Source organism: Microcystis sp. M20BS1, from assembly GCF_020245305.1.
Classification (GTDB): Bacteria; Cyanobacteriota; Cyanobacteriia; order Cyanobacteriales; family Microcystaceae; genus Microcystis; species Microcystis ichthyoblabe_A.
Genome location: NZ_JADBUZ010000045.1, coordinates 42929 through 68444, shown reverse-complemented (window position 1 = coordinate 68444; position 25516 = coordinate 42929). Strand labels below are relative to the sequence as shown.

General features: G+C 42.6%; 26 protein-coding genes. 8 read left to right on the top strand and 18 right to left on the bottom strand.

The features are described 5' to 3' along the window. The first annotated feature begins 17 nt into the window (after positions 1-17). From IM507_RS04910 to IM507_RS04895, 4 genes are all read left to right on the top strand, one after another. Complete coding sequence (locus tag IM507_RS04910) at positions 18-518, top strand: L,D-transpeptidase (RefSeq protein ID WP_002740021.1); 501 nt, start codon at positions 18-20, stop codon at positions 516-518. Positions 519-643: 125 nt separating this feature from the next. Continuing rightward, positions 644-898, top strand: coding sequence for a SemiSWEET transporter (locus IM507_RS04905; protein ID WP_002739519.1), 255 nt, complete (start codon positions 644-646; stop codon positions 896-898). A 153-nt stretch (positions 899-1051) separates the two neighbouring features. Continuing rightward, positions 1052-2305 carry an FIST signal transduction protein gene (locus IM507_RS04900; RefSeq protein WP_287636732.1) on the top strand — a complete coding sequence of 418 codons (1254 nt, stop codon included), beginning with the start codon at positions 1052-1054 and terminating at the stop codon, positions 2303-2305. Positions 2306-2343: 38 nt separating this feature from the next. After that, a complete protein-coding gene (locus IM507_RS04895; protein ID WP_287636731.1) occupies positions 2344-3036 on the top strand; it encodes a Uma2 family endonuclease in 693 nt (230 codons plus the stop codon). On the opposite strand, the gene IM507_RS04890 is transcribed toward IM507_RS04895, so the two are convergent. The 10 genes from IM507_RS04890 to IM507_RS04845 form a co-directional block, all read right to left on the bottom strand. Then, on the bottom strand, positions 3033-3812 hold the full coding sequence (locus tag IM507_RS04890; RefSeq protein WP_016516086.1) for a DUF1350 family protein: 780 nt from the start codon (positions 3810-3812) through the stop codon (positions 3033-3035). The genes IM507_RS04895 and IM507_RS04890 overlap by 4 nt on opposite strands. A gap of 165 nt (positions 3813-3977) precedes the next feature. Next, positions 3978-4526, bottom strand: coding sequence for a response regulator (locus IM507_RS04885; protein ID WP_002793002.1), 549 nt, complete (start codon positions 4524-4526; stop codon positions 3978-3980). A 250-nt stretch (positions 4527-4776) separates the two neighbouring features. Then, entirely contained in the window at positions 4777-6555 is a 1779-nt protein-coding gene (locus IM507_RS04880; RefSeq protein ID WP_123231066.1) for a S8 family peptidase, read from the bottom strand. A 135-nt stretch (positions 6556-6690) separates the two neighbouring features. Then, positions 6691-7125, bottom strand: coding sequence for a VOC family protein (locus IM507_RS04875; protein ID WP_002740177.1), 435 nt, complete (start codon positions 7123-7125; stop codon positions 6691-6693). A 231-nt stretch (positions 7126-7356) separates the two neighbouring features. Further along, the gene (ovoA, locus tag IM507_RS04870) at positions 7357-8712 is read right to left on the bottom strand and encodes a 5-histidylcysteine sulfoxide synthase (RefSeq protein WP_069475394.1); all 1356 of its coding nucleotides are present in this window, start codon (positions 8710-8712) and stop codon (positions 7357-7359) included. 40 nt (positions 8713-8752) lie between these two features. Continuing rightward, entirely contained in the window at positions 8753-9763 is a 1011-nt protein-coding gene (gene egtD / locus IM507_RS04865) for an L-histidine N(alpha)-methyltransferase (RefSeq protein WP_002739524.1), read from the bottom strand. A 229-nt stretch (positions 9764-9992) separates the two neighbouring features. Beyond that, positions 9993-10277, bottom strand: coding sequence for a DUF7734 family protein (locus IM507_RS04860; RefSeq protein WP_002739558.1), 285 nt, complete (start codon positions 10275-10277; stop codon positions 9993-9995). A gap of 32 nt (positions 10278-10309) precedes the next feature. Beyond that, entirely contained in the window at positions 10310-10903 is a 594-nt protein-coding gene (locus tag IM507_RS04855) for a DUF3177 family protein (RefSeq protein WP_002740183.1), read from the bottom strand. A gap of 175 nt (positions 10904-11078) precedes the next feature. Next, entirely contained in the window at positions 11079-11303 is a 225-nt protein-coding gene (locus tag IM507_RS04850) for a Calvin cycle protein CP12 (RefSeq protein WP_002739926.1), read from the bottom strand. 315 nt (positions 11304-11618) lie between these two features. After that, positions 11619-11936, bottom strand: coding sequence for a hypothetical protein (locus IM507_RS04845; RefSeq protein ID WP_002740179.1), 318 nt, complete (start codon positions 11934-11936; stop codon positions 11619-11621). Between the two features lie 278 nt (positions 11937-12214). Here IM507_RS04845 and IM507_RS04840 point away from each other — a divergent pair, with 278 nt between their 5' ends. Beyond that, positions 12215-12550, top strand: coding sequence for a hypothetical protein (locus IM507_RS04840; RefSeq protein WP_002740066.1), 336 nt, complete (start codon positions 12215-12217; stop codon positions 12548-12550). A gap of 58 nt (positions 12551-12608) precedes the next feature. On the opposite strand, the gene IM507_RS04835 is transcribed toward IM507_RS04840, so the two are convergent. The 4 genes from IM507_RS04835 to IM507_RS04820 all read right to left on the bottom strand — a co-directional run bounded on the left by IM507_RS04835 (position 12609) and on the right by IM507_RS04820 (position 14519). Next, positions 12609-12890, bottom strand: a complete 282-nt coding sequence (locus tag IM507_RS04835) for a type II toxin-antitoxin system RelE/ParE family toxin (protein WP_002776663.1) — start codon at positions 12888-12890, stop codon at positions 12609-12611. Next, positions 12887-13102: a hypothetical protein gene (locus IM507_RS04830; protein ID WP_002739613.1), complete on the bottom strand. Its 216-nt coding sequence runs from the start codon at positions 13100-13102 to the stop codon at positions 12887-12889. The genes IM507_RS04835 and IM507_RS04830 overlap by 4 nt, the downstream gene beginning before the upstream one ends. Before the next feature lie 126 nt (positions 13103-13228). Then, a complete protein-coding gene (locus IM507_RS04825) occupies positions 13229-13573 on the bottom strand; it encodes a hypothetical protein (RefSeq protein ID WP_002739681.1) in 345 nt (114 codons plus the stop codon). Between the two features lie 313 nt (positions 13574-13886). Continuing rightward, positions 13887-14519, bottom strand: coding sequence for an ABC transporter ATP-binding protein (locus IM507_RS04820; RefSeq protein WP_002755019.1), 633 nt, complete (start codon positions 14517-14519; stop codon positions 13887-13889). Between the two features lie 85 nt (positions 14520-14604). On the opposite strand from IM507_RS04820, the gene IM507_RS04815 reads away from it, so the two are divergent. Together IM507_RS04815 and IM507_RS04810 are read left to right on the top strand one after the other, a co-directional pair. Then, the gene (locus IM507_RS04815; protein ID WP_002739989.1) at positions 14605-15519 is read left to right on the top strand and encodes a Sll0314/Alr1548 family TPR repeat-containing protein; all 915 of its coding nucleotides are present in this window, start codon (positions 14605-14607) and stop codon (positions 15517-15519) included. Positions 15520-15789: 270 nt separating this feature from the next. Further along, entirely contained in the window at positions 15790-16830 is a 1041-nt protein-coding gene (locus tag IM507_RS04810; RefSeq protein ID WP_002739807.1) for a fatty acid desaturase, read from the top strand. A 129-nt stretch (positions 16831-16959) separates the two neighbouring features. Here the strand turns inward: IM507_RS04810 and IM507_RS04805 are convergent, their stop codons facing one another. Both IM507_RS04805 and IM507_RS04800 read right to left on the bottom strand, forming a co-directional pair. Then, on the bottom strand, positions 16960-18546 hold the full coding sequence (locus IM507_RS04805) for a serine/threonine-protein kinase (RefSeq protein ID WP_287636729.1): 1587 nt from the start codon (positions 18544-18546) through the stop codon (positions 16960-16962). A 302-nt stretch (positions 18547-18848) separates the two neighbouring features. After that, positions 18849-20339 carry a UDP-N-acetylmuramoyl-L-alanyl-D-glutamate--2,6-diaminopimelate ligase gene (locus tag IM507_RS04800; RefSeq protein ID WP_002739837.1) on the bottom strand — a complete coding sequence of 497 codons (1491 nt, stop codon included), beginning with the start codon at positions 20337-20339 and terminating at the stop codon, positions 18849-18851. A gap of 282 nt (positions 20340-20621) precedes the next feature. Between IM507_RS04800 and IM507_RS04795 the strand changes: the two genes are divergently transcribed. Further along, complete coding sequence (locus IM507_RS04795; RefSeq protein WP_002739986.1) at positions 20622-21368, top strand: DUF4079 domain-containing protein; 747 nt, start codon at positions 20622-20624, stop codon at positions 21366-21368. A 6-nt stretch (positions 21369-21374) separates the two neighbouring features. Here the strand turns inward: IM507_RS04795 and IM507_RS04790 are convergent, their stop codons facing one another. Next, positions 21375-22943 carry a hypothetical protein gene (locus IM507_RS04790; RefSeq protein WP_069475390.1) on the bottom strand — a complete coding sequence of 523 codons (1569 nt, stop codon included), beginning with the start codon at positions 22941-22943 and terminating at the stop codon, positions 21375-21377. Between the two features lie 288 nt (positions 22944-23231). Continuing rightward, positions 23232-25457 carry a glycosyltransferase gene (locus IM507_RS04785; protein ID WP_353847146.1) on the bottom strand — a complete coding sequence of 742 codons (2226 nt, stop codon included), beginning with the start codon at positions 25455-25457 and terminating at the stop codon, positions 23232-23234. Between the last annotated feature and the right edge of the window lie 59 nt (positions 25458-25516).

Below are 25516 nucleotides of genomic sequence, written 5' to 3'. Positions count from 1 at the left end.
GACTTTGCTGCTATCAGATGCGAGTTTTTCTGCCAATTCTCTGTTTATGTCTAGGAATAGGGGAATTTTTCCTCAATCCCCCCATTAGTCCCGTCAATTCCTTTCCCGCAACCACGGTAACTCGAACGGAAACCCGTTTGCTGCTGAATTTAAAAAAAAGACGAGTTTTTGTTTACCAAGGACAGAAAATAATCGCTTCTTACCCAGTGGCGATCGGTCGTCCGGGTTGGGAAACCCCGACGGGACAATTTAGGGTGATTCAGATGGTGCGGGAACCAGTCTGGGAACATCCTTTCACCGGTCAACTGGTGCCATCGGGAAAAAACAACCCCTTAGGGGCCCGTTGGATTGGATTTTGGACTGATGGCGCGAATTTTATCGGTTTTCACGGTACACCCCAAGAAAATCTCATCGGCCGGGCCGTCTCCCACGGTTGCGTCAGGATGCGCGATCGAGATATAAAAGCTTTATTTGAAAAGGTAAAAATCGGCACTTCGGTGATAGTAATCGCTCAATAGAAACAATGGGAAAAAATGTCACATTTACCAACACTTTACCCGATGATGTCGAGAGATCCGTCTTAACCAGCAATTTAGATAGTCAACAGTTTAAAATGAGAGAAACTGAGCCAAGAGGATAATCGGTGAATATTATTGAACTAATTGGGATCGTGGCGGGAATATTAACCACTGTCTCCTTTTTACCCCAAGTGATTAAAACTTGGCGTTATCGTTCGGCTAAGGACTTGTCCTTAACTATGTTTATTTGCTTTTGTCTGGGGGTTTTTCTTTGGCTCATCTACGGCCTTTATATGAACAGTAAACCGATTATTATTGCTAATTTTGTTACTTTTATCTTAGCGGGGACAATTCTCTATTTTAAGATTAAATATGATTAAAATAACTGACAATCCCTTGCGGCCCTATTGGCTCACGTCATGACAATTCTACAATTTATTGCGCCATCTAGGGGCGCGGATAGGATTTTTAGGTTAATTTATTGTTAAGATGATCATCTTTGACCATTGAGACCAAATTTGGGGTCAAGAAACATGAGCGATCGCATCCAGTGGATTAATGCCCTGTCAACCCGTCCCTCCCTAGAAGCGGCGGTGACGGAAGTAGTGGAAAAAGTGCAAGATAAGTTAGTCGGATCGGCAGATCTAGCCATAATTTTTATTTCTTCTGCCTATGCCAGCGACTATCCCCGTTTAGTTCCCTTAATCTTAGATAAACTCCCTGTTCCTGTGCTGATCGGCTGCGGTGGGGCGGGGATTGTCGGTATGGGTGACAGGGAAAAAGCGCGAGAAATCGAAGCGAGTCCGGCTTTAAGTCTCACCGTCGCCCATTTGCCTAATGTGGAAGTGCAGCCCTTCTATATCGAAGCGGCGGAAATGCCCGATCTCGACAGTTCCCCCTCTAGTTGGACAGAATTATTAGGGGTAGAAGCGGCCAAAAATCCCCAATTTATCCTTTTAGCCGATCCTTTTTCCAGTCGCATCAATGACCTGTTAGAGGGTTTGGATTTTGCCTACCCCAGTTCGGCCAAAATCGGCGGTTTAGTCAGTGGTGGCATGATCGAACGTTCTGGGGGTCTATTCTACCACGATCAACAAAAACCGCGTAATAGCTATCTCTATCGTCAGGGAACCGTAGGAATCGCCCTTTCTGGCAATATTATCGTCGAAACTATCGTCGCCCAGGGTTGTCGTCCCATTGGACCGATTTATCAGGTGAGTGAGGGAGAACGCAATATTATCATCTCCATGACCAGTAAAGGGGCCGATGGGACTCCGCAACCACCTTTAAACCTACTGCGGGATTTAATCCCCTCCTTAAGGGAAAAAGACCGAGAATTAGTGCAAAACTCCCTTTTTATCGGTATTGCTAGGGATGAGTTTAAAATGCAGTTGCGGGCCGGGGATTTCTTAATTCGCAGTGTTTTGGGAGTAGATCCTCGTCAAGGTGCGATCGCAATTGGCGATCGAGTTCGTCCGGGGCAGCGGGTACAATTTCACCTGCGCGATGCCGACACTTCCGCCCTAGATTTAGAATTACTTTTGCAAGCTTTTCCCCAAGAAAGACCTAATAGTTCAGAGGTACTAGGGGCTTTAATCTTTTCCTGTCTCGGTCGCGGGGAAAATCTCTACGAAAAACCGGACTTTGATTCGGGTCTTTTTCAGCGTTATTTCGCCAATGTTCCCCTCGCTGGTTTCTTTGGCAATGGAGAAATCGGGCCGGTGGCCGGTCGCACTTTTTTACACGGTTATACCTCGGCCTTTGCCCTCTTTCGTCAGGGAATTTAATGTTATACTAAATAGTTAGTACGCTAGGGAGTAGAACGATGGTAAAAGCCCAATCTTTCTCTGAGTCGGAGATTATCTATGCCGATAGTGATGGTAAACCGATGGCCGATAATACCAAACAATTTCGCTGGATTGTGACGATTAAGGAAAATCTCGAATGTTTATTCGCAGACAATGACCATGTGTTTATCGCCGGCGATCTGTTGTGGTATCCGGTCGAGGGGGATAATAAAACCTGTCAAGCGCCGGATGCTATGGTGGTGTTTGGCAGACCCAAGGGCGATCGAGGTTCCTATAAGCAATGGTTAGAAAACCAGATTGCGCCGCAGGTGGTCTTTGAAATTCTCTCTCCGGGCAACACTAAAGCAGAAATGCGCCGAAAATGGCAATTTTATCAGCGTTTTGGCGTAGAAGAATATTATCTCTACGATCCCGATGCTAATGATCTACAGGGTTGGTGGCGCAGGGGTGATCAATTGGAGATGATTGCCGCGATCGATAATTGGCAGAGTCCGCTTCTACAGATTCGTTTTCAACTGGAGAGTCCCCAGTTAGCTATTTTTTATCCCGATGGCTCGCGGTTTTTGACCACCCTAGAAATCAAGCAAAAAGCGGAATTAGCCGAACAACGAGCCCAACAGGAACGCCAACGGGCCGAATTAGCTGAGGCAAAATTAGCCCGCATAGAGGCGCAATTACGGGCAATGGGGATTAATCTAGGGGAAAGCTAACGAGAGGCGGGAAGGACGGGATTTAACCACTGGAGAATCTCATCTTTGAGACGGGAATTATCCCGGGCAAGTCCCTGTTTTAACCATTGGCCGATCGCATCGAGGGGAGTAAATACTTCTCCGGTTTGCCAACTGACATCTTGACCCAAGGGAGTGAGATGATTACCCGGGAGAGTTCGCAGGGCAATTAAATCATTAAAGCGTTTTTTTAGCAGGGGATTTAATACCAGAGATTGATCGATCGTGTCGTCTTGAAAACGGATTAAAAGATTGCGACGAATGGCATAATCTTGGAAAATTAACTCGTTTGTTTCTTCGGGGGAAGGGGTAAATTCAAGGTTAAAAGTGGTGTCAATTTGCAAAGGTTCGATGAAGGGAATAGCCCGACGAATCGGATAATTATTAAAGGAAATGAGGATATTTCCCTCCCGTTCCACTTCGTAGAGACTACCGATTAATAAGTGTAGTTTACACCCCATACTGTGACCCAATCCGTAGATGGGGAGATAACCTTGGCGCAGACTATGATTCCAGCGCAGACGTTCAATAATATTATCAAAACGGTTTAAAACTGTGCGGGCGATCGATTTGTGATCGAGGGTATTAACAAAGGGAGTAGCGACAATAGCGTATCCTGAATTCCCAAGACTTTCTAATAACCAACGATAGGTAATATTCGGTGCCGCCGCCACAAATGCCCCACCTAAAAAGTGAATGATACCCCGGGGACGACGGGGGAGAAAAACCCAATTACCTGCTATTTCTTGCCAATTCATAATTAGTTATCAGTGAATTAATAACTTCTTAGTCACTCACTAAATAAATACCACTTCCTATTATACTAAATCCTGTTGAAAAGGGATAGGAGATTAGCCAGAGATTAGCGACACTGGATAAGGATAACTGCTTACCCAAATCATCAAAGATCGGGATGAATAGTTCTAGGCTAGTTTTTTCTTAATAAAAGCCACTAATTGAGACATTTGTTTTTTGATAGTTTCCATTTCTGTTTGCATTTGGGCAATTTGGCCATGGAGATTCTGAATATCAGTGCTATAATCCCCGGAGAGTTCCTCTAGTTTCGGGTTAGAAACTGTTGGTTTGGCAGAATACTGTTTTGCCTTGGCCATCGCTTCTTTAATCGCCTGTAGCAATTGTTTTTGGTCGAAAGGCTTTTCAATAAAGGCAAAATATTGGAAAGGTTCGGGTATTTTCTCTACTACCTCCTCTTTCCTTCCTGACATTAACACTAGGGGAATACTTTTGAGATTATCTTCGCTTTGGATTTGCTGAAACACCTCCCAACCGCTCATTTTTGGGAGAAGGAAGTCCAAAATAATCAAATTTGGGTTTTCGGTACGAATGAGATTATAGCCCTCTAATCCGTCTTTAGCTTCGAGGAATTCAAAGTTACCCTCCGGTAACATATCGCGAACGCGCATCCTAATCACTTTACTGTCATCGATAACGAGAATTTTATGATTTGACACGATAGACACCTGAGAAAAGAGACAATGGATAAACTCGATGATTCGAGGGGATATTGGCGAAAACTTTCGGCATAGGCATTGAGAATTCCCAAAAAACCCTTAGAAACTAAGATACACCATAAAGAAAAAACCTCGGTTAATGTCCGAGGCTGCTGTTGTAGGAGAACTCAATGCAAAACAAAAGGAAGATACCAAAACCAAAAAGGTTTTGAACGGTAAATCACCTTTGTTGTCCCATTGTAACCCCTGTTTAAGCGTATCGGGATGAATTAGCACTTTTCAGGGCTAAATAACCTAAACCGAGACATAAAAGCGCATTTATGCCCAAAAATGCCTGAGCGATCCTACCAGAACCTAACCAGACCAGAGTAGGATCGATAACGGCACTGATACCTAAACTCACCGCCATGGCTAAAGATACCCCCACCGCTAACCATTTTGCCTGGGGATGACCCAAAAGTAGAGCAATCAGGACAAAGGGCAGGATAACACTGGCAAAAAGCGGATTAAGGGCAGAACTTCCCTGAATAACGCCTCCTAGGTCGGAAAGAGAACTCCCCATCACTCGGAAAGGCCATTGGGGTAAATCGAAGATATAAAGACCTCTGAGGAAAAATAAGCCAGAACTGCCAAAAATTAGACCAGCATTCAAAAATCCGTTCCAGGGGAAGGGAAAATAATTTCTCAGCCACCAAGCGAGGAGATAAGAACCCAAAACCATAGCCATTTTGGGCAAAACCGCCACCGCACCGCCATCAATCCAGAAACGGGGATTGAGATAACCGTTATCGCGCAACCAACGCCAAAAATCTTGGAAAGTAATCTGTCCTTTCAGGGCCAATTGTACGGCACTGCCCGCGTCTAATTGTCCGGCCCCAAAATGATTAAAGGGATCATCATTGATCTTACGGGCCGACTGTTGCAAAACCTCTAAAACTGCATTGGGTTCTTTAATTCCCGCAGCCTTGATTAAAGCTACCACCCCAGCAACGTGAGGGGCTGCCATGCTGGTTCCCTGAAAACCGAGGAACGCCGGTTCCCCTCCCTTAGCCGGATCGATGGTTTCTTGGATAATTTTACCCGTATCGGAGCCGCCTGGGGCAGCAATATCGATTCCAGCCCCGAAATTAGAATAGGGGGCCTTATTTCCGGAGGCATCTACGGCAGAAACGCCGATAACGTGGGGAAAACGGGCAGGATAGGCGGCGGAATTATCATCGGCATTACCGGCAGCGGCGACGATTACCACACCTTTACTATAGGCATATTCGATCGCCTCTTTCATTACTTGGGTTTCGCCTCCACCCCCTAAACTCATATTGATGACATCGGCTTTATTATCGACGGCAAAACGGATCGCTTCGGCAATATCGCCCACGGTTCCCCCACCCGTCCCGGAAAGCACCTTGAGGGGCATAATTTTGGCTTTGTAGGCGATGCCGGCCACCCCGTAGTTATTATTGGTCGATTGGGCAATTGTTCCCGCTACATGGGTTCCGTGACCGTTATCGTCCTCGGCATTGCTGCGATCATTGACGAAGTCGTAGCCTTCGACAAACTCGGTTTCTCGCAGATCGGGGACTTTTGATACACCTGTATCAATAACGGCGACAGTGATCCCCTCACCGTGATTTTCTTCCCAAGCGCGTTCGATGTTAATTCCCCGCAGGTTCCACTGTTTGCTATAGTCGGGGTCATTGGGGGCGATAAAAGCATGATATATATAATCTGGTTCGATCGATTCAGTGTATTTTTTTAGCTCGGAATTGCGGAGAGTTTTCAGGAGTTTGCTATCTCCATCGATAATGTAAAGATGTTCATCGATGGAAAAAATACTATTTAAACTGGTGGTTTTTCCCGCTTTTTTATTGACAGTATTTAACTGCTCATCGAGGACGTTGACCGGTATATCGTCCTTAAAGTCGATTAAAATTGATTGATATTCGCCCCGATTTGCTAATCCAGTAAAGTGAAAGAGCGCAAATCCTAGACCGATAACGAATAGGGTTAACAATAAAATTTTTTTCATAGATTTCCTAAGAATTGATCATTGCCAGCCAAGGTTTTTTTAGTTTCGATGAGAGAATCCGAGGGAAGTTCCCCTATTTTTGTCGCAGTTAAAGATAGGACTAACCAGTTACAAAAAAGTCACCTGTTGTTTATTTTAAGCTCGATCGCCGATCGCTGTTAATTGCCGACTGGCAAAAATAGCTTCGTAGTGGCGATAATGTTTAAATTCGAGGAGATTATAGAAAGGATCCTCTAGAAAAAAGGTTTTATGTTCGGTTATCTCCCCATTAAAGCGAGTTTTTGGTTCTAGATAAAATTTTAGTTGATTGACTCGTGCTTTTTCGAGAAGATTGTCCCAATCCCTGGCATCCGGCAGAATTAGACCAAAATGGCGAGGATAAATGCTATTTTGGGGAGTAAGAGGCATTTCGGTGACGTGAGCGACTACCTGATGACCATAGAAATTTAAGATTATCGCTTTCTCGGTTTCCCTTCCTGCTAAACAACCTAAACCATCACAGTAAAAGCTTTTAGCTGTGGACACATCGGTAATCGGAATAGCGAGATGAAAAATTGCAGGTTGATTCATGGCGATCGAGTTTATCCGCATTCTACTAGGTTCTATTGTAGCGATCGAGGGGCGACCCTTCCGGGAATTTTTTTTTAATTGGCAATTACCTAGAATTGGCCCGATAAATCTCAAGATATCAAAAAGTGCTGGCCTTTGCAGTAATCGGGGGAGAAAATTAGGCACTTTTTCCCTGAAAATTAGGTAATTGACCCCCTGAAAATGGGTAAAACCCCACACCCCACACCCCACCTAAAGACTTTGTGCGATTCTAAAACCAGCGTGTTGATAAAAATTCCGGCGAAACCAATTGCGATAGTAGGGTAGGATTTCTGTGCCGTTAGTCACCCAAGCTCCTCCTAACATCATTTTATGTTGACTATTAAAGAAAGGAGTGGAATTGTCAGCATAGAGGTAATGGGGTTGAAAGTCAGTTAAGGGATTAAAATCATCTTCTAGCCATTCCCAGACGTTACCGCGTAAGTCATAAATTTCTGAGTTATTGCCCGTATTTTTTAACATTCCTACGGGAGTGGGAGAACAGAATTTTAAATTGAGGTTATAGTCATCAAAGTTATCGTTTTCTAGGGTATAACATCGATTTTTTTGACTGCCATAGGTGGCTAAATTCCACTCAGCTTCCGTCATTAAACGTATTCCTTGACCTTGAAAACGACAGTAGGCGATCGCTTCATAATAGTTAACTTCTACTGGCCAATCAAGAGGTAAATCGAGAGCATCAAACATGGATCGATATTGATAATTTCCTCCCTCATCTACCAGCCAAAATTTAGGATATTTGACTCGATAATGATTTTTCCATTGCCAAGCTTCCTCATCCCAATAACTGGGATTTTCGTAGCCACCATTATGGACAAATTCTTTAAATTCTCCGTTGGTAATCATATATTTACTCACCAGAAAATTGTTAACTTGAACTTGACGATAACCATACTCGTTGTCCCAACCATAAACAGGAGAATCCTGGGGTTTACCAATTTCTACTATTCCCCCAGAAACCTCCACCATTTGATTAGGACTAGCTTGACCAAAAGAAGGGGCATAATGCCAACCGGAAGGACGTTGCAGACAGTCTAACGGCAGTTGTCTGAGTAACATTGAAGATGTTTCAAAGTGAACACGCTGATGCTCAATTCCCATCATTAATGACCAGAGAGAATGCTGCGGATGAATAGGAAGATTGAGGGGGATATTTTTAATTATTTCGACCACAATTTCATAGACTTGTTGCCGATATTCCCAAACTTTATCCACCCTAGTCCACTGAATCTGAGCGATAGCAGAGTTTAATTCTGCGGGAGTTGCCGGATCTACTCCCACTCCAAACAATGATTCGTAGTCAGAATTAGGGCTTTTTTTTAATAGGTTAACCATCTGCAATTTATTCAGATAAAAAGCGGCAGCATGACCTAAATAAAAGATGAGGGGATTTCTTAAATCGTCAGGGTTACAATAAAAAGCTTCTTCTTTGATGATGCTTTTTAACAGCATATCTTCTAATTGCCAAGCATTTTCAAAATAGTCCAGTATATTTTCTCGACTACAGTTACTTAGAGAGATAGGAGCCTGTGCTTGAATCTTTTCCATGTTTTTGTGCCTCTATTACTGATGATAATGTTTTCGTTAATTACAGGGATAACTGACAGAGAATTAACCCAAATAAATTTTCAGGATCGGTGAAAACCTTGAGCGGGTTTAATCCCTTTGATTCTAGGTCTTTTTGCATAGTTTCTAGGTTAAATTTACGCGAGATTTCTGTTAAAATACTCTCCGATGCTTGAAAATTAACTGTTAAATCGAGTTTTTTGAGATGAACAGGGTGAGTTTTTTGACAAATTAAATACATTTCAATTTGAGATTTATCTTGATTATAGATAGCTTGATGACTAAATAAATCAAGGTTAAAGTCAGCTTGAAAACGCCAATTTAAATGGGAAAGCATATTTAAATTAAAAGCGGCTGTCACCCCTTGAGCATCATTATAAGCGGCTTCTAATATTGCCGACGGTTTTTGGAGATCAATCCCCAATAAAAAATAATCTCCAGCTTTTAGAACAGTGCCAATTTTTCCTAAAAATTTATCACATTCAGCCGCAGAAAAATTACCGATTGAACTTCCCAAGAAAAAAATCATTCTGGTATTATCGGAAGCATTTTGATAATAAGCTAAGGCCTGTTCATAGGTTCCAATTAACCCCTGAATCGGTAAATTAGGATATTCTTTTTGTAATTCTATGGCACTAGCTTGGAGAATAGTTTCACTAACATCGATAGGTACATATTTAGAGGATTTTTGTTGCCGATAATAAGCGTCCAATAACAGACGAGTTTTAGTGGAACTACCACTACCTAATTCTATCAATTCGCAGGGACCTGTATAGGCGACAATTTCTTGAGCATATTCTTGGAGAATAGCCGCTTCTGTCCTAGTGGGATAGTATTCTGGCAATTGACAGATTTCTTCAAAAAGTTGGGAACCTTGCCGATCATAAAAATATTTAGATGGTAAACTTTTGGGGGTTTTAGTTAATCCTTCAATCACATCTTTTCCCTGATCTTTAGCTATATTTTTACCGGTGGCAGCGGTGGCTAAATACTCAATTTGTAATAGTTCTTGTTTAGATGGTTTAAGCTGCATAGATTCTCCAGATTATTCTCCAGTTTTTTGATTGTTCTCGATCGATGCCGGGGACGAAATCCACTTTGACAGCTTGAATGCTGGCAGAGATTATCGTTCCCCGGTAATTTTACCATAAAACGCCGCAAAATTTACCTCTTGTCTATCTAGACAAGGTTTGTGGAAGGTAAATAAAAGCTGTTAAATCCATCGAGATGGGTGCTGATATTATCCAAGCAAAATTACCCGTTCAATTAATCAGTAAAAATTGCATTTCCTCTAAGCTAAGATTTTCTTGGATATAGCGAGGATTAAGGGGATGATAAGGACTAGCAAGACGATCTATCTTAATAATTGTCGCCGTTTCAGGAATGATCGGAATATCGGGATCGTAGGGGGTGCTGCGAGTAAGAGAACTAGAAAAACCCTTAAAAATAGAGATTTCTTCCTCCTCCCCATCCACAGCAATAGTCACTAATAAAACCTCGTGGGGATTTTTGAGGGTGTATTGTTCGAGTTGTTGACCAATATTCATAGAAAAATGGCTAATTATCGATAGCTAAAAACTTACTGTTGTAAAGCTGAACGTCCCTGTTTGCCAAGGCGAATAAGAAGAAAATGGGCAAAATAGAGAGTATAAAAAGAGAGACCAACCAAACCAAAAAAGCCCAAAACATTAGCAGTAGCTTCTGAATGAAAAATCTCGCGAAACTGCCAGGGTGCTTCCTGCCAAACCTGACAATAGGGAGAATTTAGCAATTCCCCTGACATAGCACAGGAGAGAAAAGGTAAGGTAGAAATCGCGCCCAGAGGAGAATAGATAGTTACTGCCCAACGCCAAGCAGTGGTGACAAATTTAATCGGACTAGCGGGTAAATCTTTAATTTCATCGTTAATATCCACCCAAAACCAGAGAGAAATCGGGATTAAAATCTTAGCTAAAAAACTGGTGACAAAACCAATCGGCCAGGAAGCAATCATTAAATATACAGTAATTAATAAAAGACTAGCCACTCGCCAATAGATAATCAACAATTTCTGTAATGATTCGATTTTTGCAAATAAAGACCAAATCAACAAAATTGCCGGAATAATCACCGTAAATAGGACGGCTAAACGATAATCTATCCAAACGAGAGGACGAAACCAAAGTTGATTCATAAACTATTCAGACATAATTACACTGTCAACATTTTACTGTCTTCGGACGCAGCAGCTAAAATCGGCCACAGCTTGACCAACAAACAAGAAAACGAGGGGCGATCTCTTTATAGTTGAGATCGCCCTAAAGCTAGGATTCTACTGTGAGGAGAGAAAAAACCGCTGCCCGACTCCATTAATCGTCATAAACGCGACACTCGGCCGCATCGGGATTATCATCACAATACTTTTCGAAGTAGGTTTTTTGGGGGTGGTCTTGACGTTGGTGAGCTGCTTCTGCTTGTAATTCTTCCACCGCATCCCAAGCGGCGGCACATTCACCAGAGGTAGCACCTTCCGTACTACAGACGGCTCTGGCATTTTCTAGCTCTTCTTGAATTTTGTCTTGGATATTGCTCATGATTCCTCTGGAATTGATCTATTGACACTCTAACAATTATACAGTCACCTTCTCAAGCCACAGGATCGGTTATCCCACTCGATCGCCTTTCCTGTGCTATGAAGCCGATCCTAGCGCAATTTTTGGGGAATTTAACATCAAGATTTCCTGACCGGGCCAATTTTTAGCCTACATTCCGCACTGGAGAAACGCCACAGGGATTTCTCCCCGGCATAGACAGCGAGCAGAACCATATATCGACTTATTTAGGCCGTCTTAGCGGTCTCGATGCTTCCTTAGACAGGGTGGCGCAGATCGAATAAGTTATTCTAGGGACTAGGGGAAAAAGACTGTTTTGCTGGCAATAGTCAGCATTCCTGTCACCAAAATGCCGACAATGCTAAGGAATCCAATGGTGGTAATGTTGACTCGTGCGTTGAGATCGTCAACCCGCTTTTCTAGTCGCGTAACTTTGGCATCTAAGGCCTTAATATCCCCTTTAATTTCTCCTAAACTGTTTTTGATCGCCTTCTGTCCATTTTCTAGGTTTGTCAGTCGGGACTCGATCGCTGTCAGTCGGGATTCGATCGCTTTCTGTCCGCTAACGATTAAATCTTCTAACCTTTTCAGATCATTCTCGGTAACTGCTGTCATCAGTGACAATCCTCTTAAAGTTGAATTTTTCCCAGTCTCCTATCAATACTCTATCAATATTTTCTCGGTCGAGCATTTCTACTCTAGAATAAAAGATATTGCAATCCCTGTTAGGGAATTTATTAGAAACTTGAGGTATGTAAATGTGACATAATCACAGTATGGAATAAGTACCTAAGCAAAATTAATTACACATATCTAACCACCTCTTGCCTCTTGCCTCTTGCCTCTTGCCTCTTGCCTATCTTCACTAGGAAATTAATTTTGCACGACTACTTATGAATATCATTGACGCTTTAAATCTCAAAAACCCCCAAGATTACCCTTCTAGAGAAGCTTATCAGCAAGACGTTGTCAAAGCGGTACAGGTATTGATGCGTCTAGGTATTATGGATAGTCCCTCGGCCGATTTAACCGCTTCCCTAGACTCTATCCTTGAGAAATTACAAGAGGATGAACTGGCTATCTACGGTAGAAAACGCAGTAAACAAGAAATTATCGCCGATTTAAAGCAAGTTAATAGTGAAATTGTTGAACTCGAGCGAGAAATAGCCGACTTAGAATGGCAAATTGCCCTCAAAAAAGCTGAAATATCTGTTAATGAGGCATCTTAGGGTTTTTTATCTTGATTCTGGTTCGGTTTCTCCAAACTGAGCGTAATAATCATCCGCACTAATAAACTTCATCGTGAGTCCCAATTGACTCCAAAAGAATTGCCTGTTTCTGCTCATATTCAACGAATTTAAAGACAATTCTTAAATCATAGCCCATACTACAAGCATAAGAGTCTTTAAGCTCCCCTTTTAATTTGTGTGTTCTTAATCGAGGTTGAAATGGATCTACGGATAATAAAGCTAAAGTTTCTTGGATATTTTGAACTAAAAAAGCCTGTTTTTTCACAACTTTTCGAGCATTTATAATAAGTATATTCGAGCGTAATAAAACAAAATTCACGAAAGGATTTCCTCCATGATTTGTTCAGGTGTCATGGGTTGACATTGACCTTGTGCAAATTCTTGTTGAGCTTCTTGAACATCTCTAAACAACTCTGTTCTTTTTTGATCTCGAAGACGATTCTGTAAAATATGAATGAGATTTTCTTGATCTTCAAGGGGAAGTTGCTCGGCTGCTTCTAGAATCTCTGCAAAGGTTGTTTGTATTGCCATTTTCTTAAGGGGCGATCGCTTAAACTATCTAGAATTTACAATCAAGGCTAAAAATGATGTTGGGTTTCGTTGCGAGTACCCAACCCGGGAGATTGGTGATCGCACTAAGTTAAATTAGGTTGAGGTCTATTGAATTGTTTGCTCAACTTCAACAATATCAAAAGCTGGAGCCACATAATAATCTATGTGTCCAGGCTTAACATCAAACCAAACAGATAAAGTTAAAATTTGTTTCCCATTGGGAGAAATAAAGGTAGCACTACATAATCTGTTTCCACAAATAATTTCAGGCCAACCTGGTACATAATCTGGAACAATACTTGGTTTTGGCTTCCAACCTAAATTGAGAATTTCTTGACGATATTCACCATAGGGAGATAAACCCTTAGTGGGGACTAGCTGTGCCTTAACCGCCTCTCCCCACAAGAAAACCCCAAAAAATAATATCCCGATATTTAACTTAATACTCATTATCCTTATTCAGCGAGAGTTACCGCATAACCATTCATTATATGGACATTTTTTGTCTAGTCAACTATTTATAACTAACTATATTATGCCCAAGCTTATATATACAATCAATATATACATAACCTATATGTATAATACATACATAACGAACGCCTGTTCCCCAGTTTTAAGAAGTGCCTAGGAGACAATTCATACTCTTTCAAGTCAGGAGATAGGAGATGGGGGAATGGGGAGATAGGGAAGTGGGGAAATTTCAACTAATACTCCAAAACCCCAAAACCTCAAAACCCCAAAACCTCAACTATCTGTTTTTTTACTTTATTACTTCCCTCAAATGTCCTTGTTCAATTTTCCAGTGACGGTCAGCAATAGGCAATAATTCCCCAGCATCGTGACTAACTACTAATAAAGTCCAGTGTTGTTTGAGACTAGCGAGAAGTTTAGCCAATTGACGACGCATAGACCAATCTAAACCGGCCGTAGGTTCATCGAGAAGTAACAGATTAGGCTGCCGGATTAACTGGACAGCGAGGGATAAACGACGCTGTTGACCACCACTAAGATTGTGGGGAGAAGTATCCAGGGGAATGTTTTCTAATCCTACCTCCTTTAAGGCCGCCGTCAGGCGATCGCTTTTAATCTCCGGATGACCGAGACGCAACTCCTCAAGGATGGTTTTACCGCAAAAATGACGTTCAGGAAACTGAAAAACGATTCCTCCTAATTGTTGCAGGTGCAGCACCGTTAATTCTTGGTCGCGCCAGTGAATCGTCCCTGCCGTTTTATCGGCAAAGCCTGCTAAAATTTCCAAAAGAGTCGTTTTTCCGGAACCACTGGGCCCGACAATCAGACCTAATTCTTGGGATGCTAATTCGAGATTAATCCCCTGTAAAATGGGATTGAGGGCAGCGGGAGGATGATAAACCACATCTTTGAGATAAAGCATTGACAGGAAAATAACTGGAAATTAAGTCTAGAAACCCGTTTCTATTGTGACAGATTTTTTCATTCGCTCAAGGAGACTTTTGACCATGGTGCTGAGGTTAGGTTTAACGAAAAAAATGGCGATCGGTGCTTCGCTGGCTGTTATGGTAGTGGTTAACTGGATTAGTCCAGGGTTAGCTGGAGATCCTTTCCGCAAAACCAATCCCCGACCGATTGGTGATAAGACCGAGGCCGCTTTTAACGCTATTTTTAAACAAGGTAATTATCTAGAGGCAAAAAAATTAATTGTTGAGGCCACAGAAAAGGAACCCCAAGAACCTTTGTCCCATGCTATGCGTGCCTCTCTTGCTTTTACCGACCAGGATTGGAACACCCTCAAAACCTACTCCGAGAAAACTAAGGCAGCGGCCAAACAAATGCAGGACAGTGACCCTTTAAGGGGAAATTTGTATCTCGCGGTGGGGAGTTTTTTGGAGGGAACCTACGTTTTTCAAACCGAAGGAGCAGTATCGGCCATCCCCAGATTACAACAGGTGTTTCAGTATTTGGAAACCGCAGAAAAGGTTAATCCTACGGATCCGGAATTGAACCTGTTAAAGGGTTATATGGATTTGATTTTAGCGGTTAATTTGCCCTTTTCTAGTCCTCAAGAGGCAATTCAACGGCTAGAAACCTATGGGAGTCCTGATTACTTGGTCGATCGAGGTATCGCTCTAGCTTACCGGGATTTAAAGCAGTATGATCAGGCTTTGCGGTTTATCGATAACGCTCTGAAAGCGACCCCCGAGAATCCGGAATTAATGTATCTGAAGGGTCAAATCCTGAGAATTCAAGGCAATACGGATAAAAATACTGGCTCTTTGAAACTGGCACTAGATTACTTTAATAATGCCCTGAAAAAACAGGAACAACTCCCCGAATCGGTCAAAAAACAGTTAAATCGCGAACACCGTAAGGTACAGGAGGAGATTAAATCCCTAGAAAACACAGCTAGTCGTTAAAAAACGTCTAAAAATAGTCAATATTTGGGCTTTTTATCGGTTATCAGCTTCTGAAGGCAAAAGGCAAGAGGCAAAAGGCAAATTTTGCCAAAACAGAAAATCCCCTCTTATGTTATATAAAGTAAAGGATTATTAAGCTTCGCGGAAGTTTATTAATTAAAGTTAAAAATATATTGACAAAAAAATTGGCTTGTGGTATAGAGCAGAATTTGGCTAAACCTCCTAGCTGATTTATTGTCAAGGGTTCACCTAAGTGTAATTGGAGATTTCATGACGGCAACGACGGATAAATTGCATGGGGAGTTGATCACCTCGATCGAGCCAGACTTTAAACTGAAAGATATTATTCAAAGCATTCCCAAAGAATATTTCCAGAAAGACCCGCTTAAAGCTTGGTTTGGTGTAATTACGAATATTTTGGCGGTCATTGCCGGTTATGCAATGCTAGTTTATTCTCCCTGGTATTTACTGCCTTTAGCTTGGATTTTCACGGGTACAGCTTTAACGGGATTCTTTGTGATCGCCCATGATGGCGGTCATCGGTCTTTTTCTAATCGACCCTGGGTTAATGATCTTGTCGGTCATATTTTCCTCTTACCCCTTATCTATCCCTTCCACTGCTGGCGTTTCCTCCATGATCGCCATCATGCTAAAACTAACATGGTAACGATAGATAATGCTTGGGATCCGTGGGAATTAGAAGCTTTTAACTCGGCCAATCCCCTAGTGCGTCTCTTTTATCGCGGCATTCGCGGACGTTTCTGGTGGCTCGGTTCGATCGCCCACTGGGCTATTCTACACTTCAATATCGAACAATTCAAGGAGAACGAACGGGAAAAAGCCCGCTTTTCGATGATTGTCGTCCTAGTTTTTGCCGCTATTTTTTTCCCAACCCTCATTTTCTACACTGGTGTCTGGGGATTGGTTAAATTTTGGGTGGTACCTTGGTTTGTCTATCATTTTTGGATGAGTACCTTTACCCTTGTCCATCACACGGACCCCGATATTCAATTTTTCCATCCTGAAGACTGGAATCAAGCTTTAGCGCAACTAGAAGGAACAGTTCACTGTAGCTATCCCCGTTGGGTAGAAATTCTCTGTCACGATATTAATGTCCATATCCCCCATCATATCTCGACGGCGATTCCTTCCTATAACCTCCGCAAAGTTCACGCTAGTCTCCAAGAAAATTGGGGTAGTCACCTGAAAGAAACCCAGTTTTCTTGGGCATTAATGAAGCGAATCGTTGATTATTGCCATATTTTCGACTCCGAAACCGCCTACAAAACCTTTAAGGAAAGCCGCGGTTAAATCAGTGATCAGTGATCAGTTATCAGTGGGTAAGTTATCAGCTATCAGATTTGAGTTTTAAGTGACAGTATTAAATCGAAGTTTCCTTGTCTTTTTACTGATTGCTGATTATTGATCACTGAAAAAAGATTACCAGCAACCGCGTTTACCATTGGGCATAACTGTTAACCAATTGGTTTTTGCCATAGCGATTTGTTCTCGAGTTACTTGGGCATCAGAGAGATTAGCCCCGCAAAGATTAGCATCTTTGAGATTAGCGTGGCGAAGACGGGCGCAGGTGAGATTAGCCCCGCGTAAATCGGACTCTTCCAGGTCTGCATAACCGAGATAGGCATTATCTAAATTGGTATTTTTGAGAATCGCTTGACTGAGATTGGCCCGGCCCAGATCCGCATGGGACAGATCCGCCCCTTGTAAATTAGTTCCTGTTAATTTGCATTGAAAGAAATTTACCCGCAAAAGTTGTACTTTAGACAGATTGAGATTCGATAATTCCTCCTGGGCGAAATTGCGCCGGCCGTTATTGTAAGCATAGAGAATCGCTTTTTCATCTAAGCGGCGTTTTCTCTTCGGTGAGGTTATATCTGGGCTGCTGTGGTCTTTGTTTTTAGATGGTATATTTGTATTAGTTATTGAAAAGGCCATCTGCGCCCCCGGCAGATTATCTGGAGAGGTCTCTGGATTTTTATTTTTGGAGCGAAATTTAGAGTTGAGAGAGCTAGAAACGGAAGAAGTGGCTATTTGACCTGAATCTTGTGGTAGTTTCGGGGAAGTAACCATTGGAGCCGCGATTAAACTTTGGGCTAGACTATCGGCATAAGCGGTCATGTCTAAAGCATCCATTACCTCTTGGGCGGATTTGTAGCGATGACGGATGGAGACTTGCAGCATTGTTTTCAGGACTTTAGCAAACTGAGGACTCACCTTGACTAATTTTTCCCAGAGTAATTCACCTGTATTGACATCAACTTCGATAGTCTTAGAAGATATGCCCGTGAGTAGATAGATACAGGTAACTCCCACGGCATAGATATCACTGGCATAGACCGGACGCATGGCCATCTGTTCGGGAGGGGCATAACCTTGGGTACCCACGGCAAAATTAGTCAAAGCGTCTTGAGAATTGACATTGGCAATAACAGTGTTAACTTGATTTTTGACAGCCCCAAAGTCAATCAGAACCAATTTTCGATCCGTTTCCCGAAGAATTAGGTTAGCGGGTTTGATATCCCGATGAATTACCTTTTGTTTGTGGATATATTTCAAAATCGGCAACAGTTCACTTAAAAACTGTTTGACTCCCGCTTCGCTAAACGGTCCGCGTTTTTTTACCTCTTGGTGCAGGTTATGACCTTTAACGTATTCTTGAACTAGATAAAACTGTTGATTATCTTCAAAATAGTCCAATAATCGGGGAACCTGCGGATGAACCCCCAGTTTTCCTAGGGTTTCCGCTTCTCGCTCAAAAAGTTCCCTGGCCATCTGAAAAACATTAGGATCGTCAGTGGAAGGTCGCAGTTGTTTAACCACACATAGGGGGGTACCTGGTAGAGACAAATCCGATGAGACAAAGGTTGCCCCAAACCCTCCTTTTCCCAAAATGCCTAGGATCTGATAGCGGTTGTGGAGAAGAAGTTTTGAACCGCAACTCTCGCAGATTAACGCTGTTGCGGCGTTTTTCGGTTGAGGACAGTCGGGATTAAGACAGTAGGTCATATAGAGTCACCAGTTGACCGATACTTTTTTGCTAAGACAGTTCAACAATGCACCCTCAGAGATTCTCCTCAAGAGGAGGTATCTCCGAAAGTCCAAAACCAGAGATATGAGACATTCAAAGCGCCTGTAACGCTTTTTTGTGTCATTGCTTAGTTAACGCAGGGGCAACTTATCAAGATGGCGTTTGCTTGTTAACTGGGATTTTTTCCTTAACTCTTTTAGCTTACCACAGATTTTAAAATTGGCTACCTCTGCTAATTGTCAACTAATCTTAGCTTTTCTTGATAATTCAACACCCCTAATCACTTTTTCCCTTTCATCAAAGCAGCCCGGGCCTGTTCGCGGTCATCGAAATGGATTTTTTCCGTCCCCAAAATTTGATAATCTTCGTGACCTTTACCCGCAATAATTACTCCGTCTCCCGGTTGTGCTGCTTGAATAGCCGTGTCAATGGCCAAAGCGCGATCGCTAATTACCTGAACAGTAATTTCTGGGGGAATGCCAGCGATAATATCCTCAAGGATTCGTTCGGGAGCTTCTGTGCGGGGATTATCGGAGGTAACTATGGCTAAATCTGCTAATTCTGCCGCTATTTTCCCCATTAACGGCCGTTTTGTCCGATCTCGATCGCCGCCACAACCAAAAACACAAATCATCCGACCAGAAATAAAGGGACGTGTTGCTTTTAAAACATTCTCTAAACTGTCGGGAGTATGGGCATAATCGACAATGACGCTGATATCTTGGTCGGGAGCGATGCTAACCCGTTCCATCCGCCCCGGTACTCCTGAAAACTGGGGAATTTGACCGATTACTGTCTCTAAATCTACACCACATTCTAACACTGCCGCCACCGCCGCTAAGAGGTTAGCTAGATTATATTGACCCACCAGAGGAGAAGCAAAGGCTATTTCCCCTTGGGGAGTCACCATCACCCCTTCCACTCCCGTGGGTTGATAGTGTAAATCCTTAGTATAAAAATCGGCACGAGCATCGCACACACTATAGGTTAAAACCTGTTGAGGAGAGAGGGAGGCCGCTAAACGTTGACCGTAGGCATCATCAAGGTTAATAATCGCCTTACCTTGCAGATAATCGGGACTAAATAATTTAGCTTTAGCGGCAAAATAATCCTCCATGTCGAGGTGATAATCGAGATGGTCCCGGGTGAGATTGGTAAACACCGTCACAGGAAAAGTACAACCCTGTACCCGTCCCTGATCCAGTGCATGGGAACTAACTTCCATGACGGCGATTTCATTGCCGGCGCTCACTGCTTTGGCTAAACTCGCTTGTAACTCGTTAGCGAAAGGGGTGGTATGATTAGCAGTTTCTTGGAATCCTTGCCAACGGGTATAAAGAGTCCCGAATAACGCGGTGGGAATCCCTGCTTGGCTGAGAAAATATTCAATTAGATGGGTGGTGGTGGTTTTGCCGTTGGTTCCCGTCACACCGATTAATTTTAGGGTAAGGGCCGGATAATGATAGAATTTAGCAGCGATCGCGGCAGTGGCAGTAACTAAATCTGCCACAACGATTACGCAAGCATCCTCCGGGGGGGGAAATTTAGCTGCGGCTGCTGGGGAGATAAGCGCCGCTAGGGCCCCGCTTTCCAAAGCGGAACGCCAAAATTCCCCCCCATCGACGCGAGTACCGGGTAAACCGATAAATAAATCTCCCGGTTGACAAGCATGGGAATTAGTAGAAATTCCTGTAATCTCGGTAATAGAAGCGATAGGAGAAGAAATCGGGGAAACCAGAGGGATAGTTGTTAAAAGCTCTTGTAGTTTCATAGTCAGGATTGAATCTAGGGATTGCTGCTTTTAGATTAGCCGATTATCAAAGAGGTTCCTAGGCCGAAGTGGGGGTGTGGGGTGTGGGGTGTGGGGTGTGGGGTGTGGGGTGTGGGGTGTGGGGTGTGGGGTGTGGGGAGAATAAAGCTGCCCTTTGCCTTTTGCCTATTGCCTTTTGCCTTTTGCCTTTTGCCTCCTGATATCTGCGATAAGCTAAAAAAAACAAGGCTATAGCTTGTCAACTATTGAAGATTTTCTGCTGACTATTTTCGGGATATTTATATGCAATTCGTCGATTTTCTGGCTCTCATTCATCCTGTCCTAGCGATAGTGGTCGTTTTCCCCATTATCGGCCTCGTAGTTAACTTTGCTTGGCAAACCCGTCAACGTCGCTTAGAAACCGCTGCAGGAAATAAAAGTAAAATTCCGCCAGTGGTCGGGCCAGAACATCTACGCTTAGGCCGCTGGTTAACGGGTACAGTGGTAGGGGTTAACCTGTTAGCACTAGCTTACTCGGTCGTTTACGGTTTTAATGGTTTTGTCGATAAACAAAAAGACGGAAAATTAGACTCCTTTCAGGCCTTTTTTGTGATTTTGATGTTTTTTGTCACCATTGCCTCTTTGGTCTGTCTCTACCGCGCTAGACAAGCTCTCTGGCGCGGAATTTTTGCCACCTTGACCGGCATCGGTTTAATTATTATCGGTTCTCAGGATGGGGTCTGGCGACTCTCGGCCCAATGGTACTGGTCCCACTACTATATCGGCATGGCCGCATCATTACTGATGATTTTCTCTCTGGCCATTGTTGAAGATATCTATAAAGACCGTTCCCATCGTTGGCGCATCGCCCATACAATTCTCAATTGTATCGCTCTGGCTCTCTTTCTGGGACAAGCCATGACCGGTTCGAGGGATTTGCTGGAAATTCCCCTCAGTTGGCAAAAACCGGCAATTTATCGCTGTGATTTCACCAATAAAACCTGTCCTGAACCGAAATCCTCAACCCCCCTCATCAACCCGATAAGTTAAACTTTTTTAGGGACTGGGAGAGGGAGAGGGTGAAGGAGTTGGGAAAGTGGGTACACACTTAGATGGCTCCGTGGGGGTATCACCATCGTCCGGTATGGGTTCCTCACACCAATTGGCAATCTTACCAAGTTGGGGCAAATACCTCGCCGCTTCATCTAAGTCACTGTCATCGGGTTTCAGGTTTGTGATTAATTCAGTCCATTCTACCCCTTGGGTTACAGCAACAGCATTGTTACCTGAGACACAGCCTGAATTTTTGCCCCAATTTTTACCCCAGGCAGCACCGACGAAAGCACCGTTACCGCTTTTACCGAGGGAATAGTCAGGAGCAAAGATAAACGCTTCTAGTCTTTGGTTTGGACCGACTCTTAGACAAACTTGCGGCGCGGTGGAACCTGAGCCATCGGCATAAATTTGTAGATTGCCCGGTTTACAAACCGTAGGTGGGATAACGCCGCTGCAGTCGTGTTCGATCGCACCATCAATATTACCTTTAACATAGAAAACTACCCGTTGCCCTGGAGTAATGGTAATCCTCTGGCTACTACCCAATTCGATCTTATCAACGATATACTCGTACACTCCGTTAGGAGATGGGGTGTCTCCCAGTCGGGGAAAAGTTTCAGAACTGGTAAGTGCCAGGTTTTGCTGACCAAGGGGAGGGGGAGGGCTGGTGGGAGGCTCCGGTAAATTGGGGAAAGGCACAATAGTGTTATCAATAAATTGCGCTTTGTAGGGGGGATTGAGTGCAGGGGTGGGCTGTTTAATGTCATTCCTCTTAACATCACATTCTAGGTTCACCACATCCCCTTGAAAGTCAGCACTATCTTCGCCACTTACCATGGCTCCCTCGCTCACCCACAAAGCGGGAACCGTGGTACGAGTGAATGCGAGGGGACGGGAAGGCAGAATCGGGATAGTTACCACCACGCGGTTACGCGAGGCGGCATTATCGCCACTATCTCTATCGATATCAGTATTAGTTAGGTCTGTTTCGGCACTGGTGCGAGAACGTCCTTCTAGGGTGAGAACTCCCCAACCCAAAATATTGGGGTCAGAGCTTGGGGTAAAATTGTATCCAACCACGCGATCCACGCGATAATAACGATTATTACCGAGATCAAACCATTGACCACTAGCCAAATCGCTTAATCCTGGATTTACTGCTCGTTGTTCTGTGGGTGCGAGGATTTTGTTCTCAATTTCGTTATTACGACTGGGATCAGCACAGGTGGTAGCAATGTCTAATTCTTTTAAATCTCTTTGTAAATTGGGACTGAGATTAGTAACCACTTCGGCCCTCTCCCAACAATCGCCGGAATCACAATTACTATCAACCGTTGCCATAACTCGAACGCTATTAAGTAAATCCTGCACCCGCGTTACCCCAGCTTCGGAACTTCTTAAAGCATCAGCCCGGGCTTTTTGGGCAATTACTTTCGATTGGTCTCCTTGGGCGCGCATCATCATAGTTATTCCTGTCACCATGAGGATAAGTCCAATCAACACGGCAAGAGGCAAGGCAAACCCTTTTTCCCTATTAGCCATCAGGTGAAGGTATAAACGATTTTTCATAAGCCAGTCCATCTAAGAATGGTTACTTTTATTATAATAACAAGTAGCTGGTTATAATTAAATTGAAGATGGACCCCCCCTGCCCCCCTTGATAAGGGGGGGGGCAGATTCTCCCTTATTAAGGGGTGTATCTGACATTTTTTAACACCTAACTACTAATCAATTTTTGGTCAAGTGACAACTGTGATAATACAGGGATAGCACTGTGAGTAAAATCACAGACAAAGACCAGTTGATAGGATAGTCAGCCAATAGTTTTTTGATAATTATTTTCGACTTTTGACTTAACTAAAGGGCTGTTTTTTCATTCAAAAATGCCCGCCAAATCAAGCTTATACCCCGACAAAAGCTGATAATTAACAACCAAAGGGATTGTAATTCTCCTGCCGTATTTTTCGGTTGCCAGCGCTGGGGACGACAGAATAAAAAAGTAATTAGCTTTCTCTGCTCTGATAGGGTAAGTGGCTGGAATTTAAGGGCTGCTTGCCAGATTTTGCCTCGTTTTTCTAGATTGACTAGATGAGCATATAGACGCAAATCTTCGCCTAAAATATCTAGGAGTAACTTTTCTGAGTAGATGGGTTCCCTTAGGTTAATTTCTGCTCCTATTTCCGAAAGTTTTTTCAGATTGCCCTGTATAATTATATCCGATTCTGTTATCAATTTAACAGGAGATTCCAGCACTTGGTATTCAGTTTCTAGGGTGAGGGGAGCTTCCAATAAAGCCACCAGAGCAGTCATGATAATAACCACGTTATATATAGCCAAAATTAAGCCAAAATTTAGGGGACTTTCTTGATAATTATGATGGTGTAAATTAAAGAAAATACTAATTAAGGTAATGGTGAGAAAAAACAGCAATGGGTAAGATAAGTGCCAATTATATTGATAATTTTGGCGAGCAATTCCCTTGGGTGTCACCTGAAATCCTTTGTCAAAGGGTTTCCAAAGAACATGGAGAACTGTTAGGGATGTAGGTACACAAATAATCATCGATAGTACCTCAGAAAAAACAATTGAGCGCGAGCGAGAATTTAACCAGTGATAAGTGGCTAACTGCAGCATCATGTAGGGTAAAAAGATATATATTGTCTCATTGATGGTAATGTTCAAAGGTACGATATATCCAAAGATATAAAGGAGAGGAATAAGCAAAGAAAATAAACGAGCTAAGGGAGAAAACCAAAATAATATTCCTTCTAAGTGTGCCAATCTTTGAGGTAGAGTTAATCCCGCAATTTTTAGGGGATTAGCTTTGATAAAAAATGCCTGTAAAGTTCCCCTTGCCCAGCGCAATCTTTGCAGTAAATAAGCTGATAAACTTTCAGCAGATAAACCAGCACTGAGTTTTTCATTTAAGTAAATAACTTCATAACCTTTGGCAGAGATAGCAATCCCAGTGAAATAGTCTTCACTAATAGATTCTATATTAAAATATCCCACTTCCTCTAAGGCTTTTCTTCTGACAATAAAAGAAGTGCCAGCACAAACAGGACTACCCACACCATCTTTAGCTGGTTGGATATGACGATAAAATAATTCTTCGTCGGGAGTAACGATATTTTCTAAACCTAAGTTATGGGCGATAGGATCGGTATTATAAAAGCTTTGAGGAGTTTGCACTAAGGCAATTTTGGGGTTTTGAAACCAGCCAACAGTTCTTTCTAGAAAGTTCTGACAAGGAATAAAATCTGCATCAAAAACCACCACTAATTCCCCTTGGGTTTGTTTGAGAGCATGGTTTAAATTACCTGCTTTAGCATTTTTTCTATCCTCACGAGTCAGATAATGACAATTTAATTTTTCTGCTAATTCATAAATTTCTGATCTCTGGGTATCATCGAGAATATAAATATTTTTATGAGGATAATTAAGGGCTTGACAACCGATAATAGTTCTTTTTAAGATAAAGGCTGGCTCATTATAGGTGGGAATCAGAATATCTACCGTGGGCAAATACTGTTTATTGATCACTGCTTGGCTATAAAAATCAGCTTCTTTGCGTCTATCCTTCGTGGTTAAGACTAAAACTAACTGAATTATGCTACTACTTAAAACTATCATCTCAATACCTAAAAGCAGTAAACTAAAAAAGCCATTGAGAGGAGTAGAAAGATTTAAGGTTTCCAGAATCCTCCAGAGTAGATAGCGCAGGGTGATAGCGAGAGTGATAGAAATAATGACTAATCTTGACCAAACTTGCGGATGCGGAGACAAGAACATGATTAACTGCGTAAAAATTAGCAGAATAACCGTGGGTAATAATAATTGATAGCTATGAGCAACCGTGGGAACTTTAATCCAAGCAAAGGGATTAAAAAAATCTTCTACTAAACCAAGGAGTAATCGATAAATATTGTGTTCTGGCCAAGATAATGATAAACTGATCATCATTAGTCCGCCGATCACTGCTAACATAATTAAGATAACTGATATTATCGCTAAAATCGACTTGAATGGGGAGGAATACACTGGTTTTTGAGGGAATGGAAAAATCGATTCTTGGTTAGACATGAATCCTCTTCTGATCAAATAAATCTAACTACATTTTACAATTCTTAACAAAAAACCGG

Bases quoted from the DNA above. Each gene is read 5' to 3' on its own strand.
- IM507_RS04895 (WP_287636731.1), top strand. From the start codon at position 2,344: ATGGTAAAAGCCCAATCTTTCTCTGAGTCGGAGATTATCTATGCCGAT.
- IM507_RS04890 (WP_016516086.1), bottom strand. From the start codon at position 3,812: ATGAATTGGCAAGAAATAGCAGGTAATTGGGTTTTTCTCCCCCGTCGT.
- IM507_RS04900 (WP_287636732.1), top strand. From the start codon at position 1,052: ATGAGCGATCGCATCCAGTGGATTAATGCCCTGTCAACCCGTCCCTCC.
- IM507_RS04825 (WP_002739681.1), bottom strand. From the start codon at position 13,573: ATGAGTATTAAGTTAAATATCGGGATATTATTTTTTGGGGTTTTCTTG.
- IM507_RS04850 (WP_002739926.1), bottom strand. From the start codon at position 11,303: ATGAGCAATATCCAAGACAAAATTCAAGAAGAGCTAGAAAATGCCAGA.
- IM507_RS04785 (WP_353847146.1), bottom strand. From the start codon at position 25,457: ATGTCTAACCAAGAATCGATTTTTCCATTCCCTCAAAAACCAGTGTAT.
- IM507_RS04855 (WP_002740183.1), bottom strand. From the start codon at position 10,903: ATGAATCAACTTTGGTTTCGTCCTCTCGTTTGGATAGATTATCGTTTA.
- IM507_RS04845 (WP_002740179.1), bottom strand. From the start codon at position 11,936: ATGACAGCAGTTACCGAGAATGATCTGAAAAGGTTAGAAGATTTAATC.
- IM507_RS04910 (WP_002740021.1), top strand. From the start codon at position 18: ATGCGAGTTTTTCTGCCAATTCTCTGTTTATGTCTAGGAATAGGGGAA.
- IM507_RS04875 (WP_002740177.1), bottom strand. From the start codon at position 7,125: ATGAATCAACCTGCAATTTTTCATCTCGCTATTCCGATTACCGATGTG.
- IM507_RS04830 (WP_002739613.1), bottom strand. From the start codon at position 13,102: ATGGCAATACAAACAACCTTTGCAGAGATTCTAGAAGCAGCCGAGCAA.
- IM507_RS04790 (WP_069475390.1), bottom strand. From the start codon at position 22,943: ATGAAAAATCGTTTATACCTTCACCTGATGGCTAATAGGGAAAAAGGG.
- IM507_RS04820 (WP_002755019.1), bottom strand. From the start codon at position 14,519: ATGCTTTATCTCAAAGATGTGGTTTATCATCCTCCCGCTGCCCTCAAT.
- egtD (WP_002739524.1), bottom strand. From the start codon at position 9,763: ATGCAGCTTAAACCATCTAAACAAGAACTATTACAAATTGAGTATTTA.
- IM507_RS04880 (WP_123231066.1), bottom strand. From the start codon at position 6,555: ATGAAAAAAATTTTATTGTTAACCCTATTCGTTATCGGTCTAGGATTT.
- IM507_RS04815 (WP_002739989.1), top strand. From the start codon at position 14,605: ATGGTGCTGAGGTTAGGTTTAACGAAAAAAATGGCGATCGGTGCTTCG.
- IM507_RS04840 (WP_002740066.1), top strand. From the start codon at position 12,215: ATGAATATCATTGACGCTTTAAATCTCAAAAACCCCCAAGATTACCCT.
- IM507_RS04795 (WP_002739986.1), top strand. From the start codon at position 20,622: ATGCAATTCGTCGATTTTCTGGCTCTCATTCATCCTGTCCTAGCGATA.
- IM507_RS04860 (WP_002739558.1), bottom strand. From the start codon at position 10,277: ATGAATATTGGTCAACAACTCGAACAATACACCCTCAAAAATCCCCAC.
- IM507_RS04810 (WP_002739807.1), top strand. From the start codon at position 15,790: ATGACGGCAACGACGGATAAATTGCATGGGGAGTTGATCACCTCGATC.
- IM507_RS04800 (WP_002739837.1), bottom strand. From the start codon at position 20,339: ATGAAACTACAAGAGCTTTTAACAACTATCCCTCTGGTTTCCCCGATT.
- ovoA (WP_069475394.1), bottom strand. From the start codon at position 8,712: ATGGAAAAGATTCAAGCACAGGCTCCTATCTCTCTAAGTAACTGTAGT.
- IM507_RS04805 (WP_287636729.1), bottom strand. From the start codon at position 18,546: ATGACCTACTGTCTTAATCCCGACTGTCCTCAACCGAAAAACGCCGCA.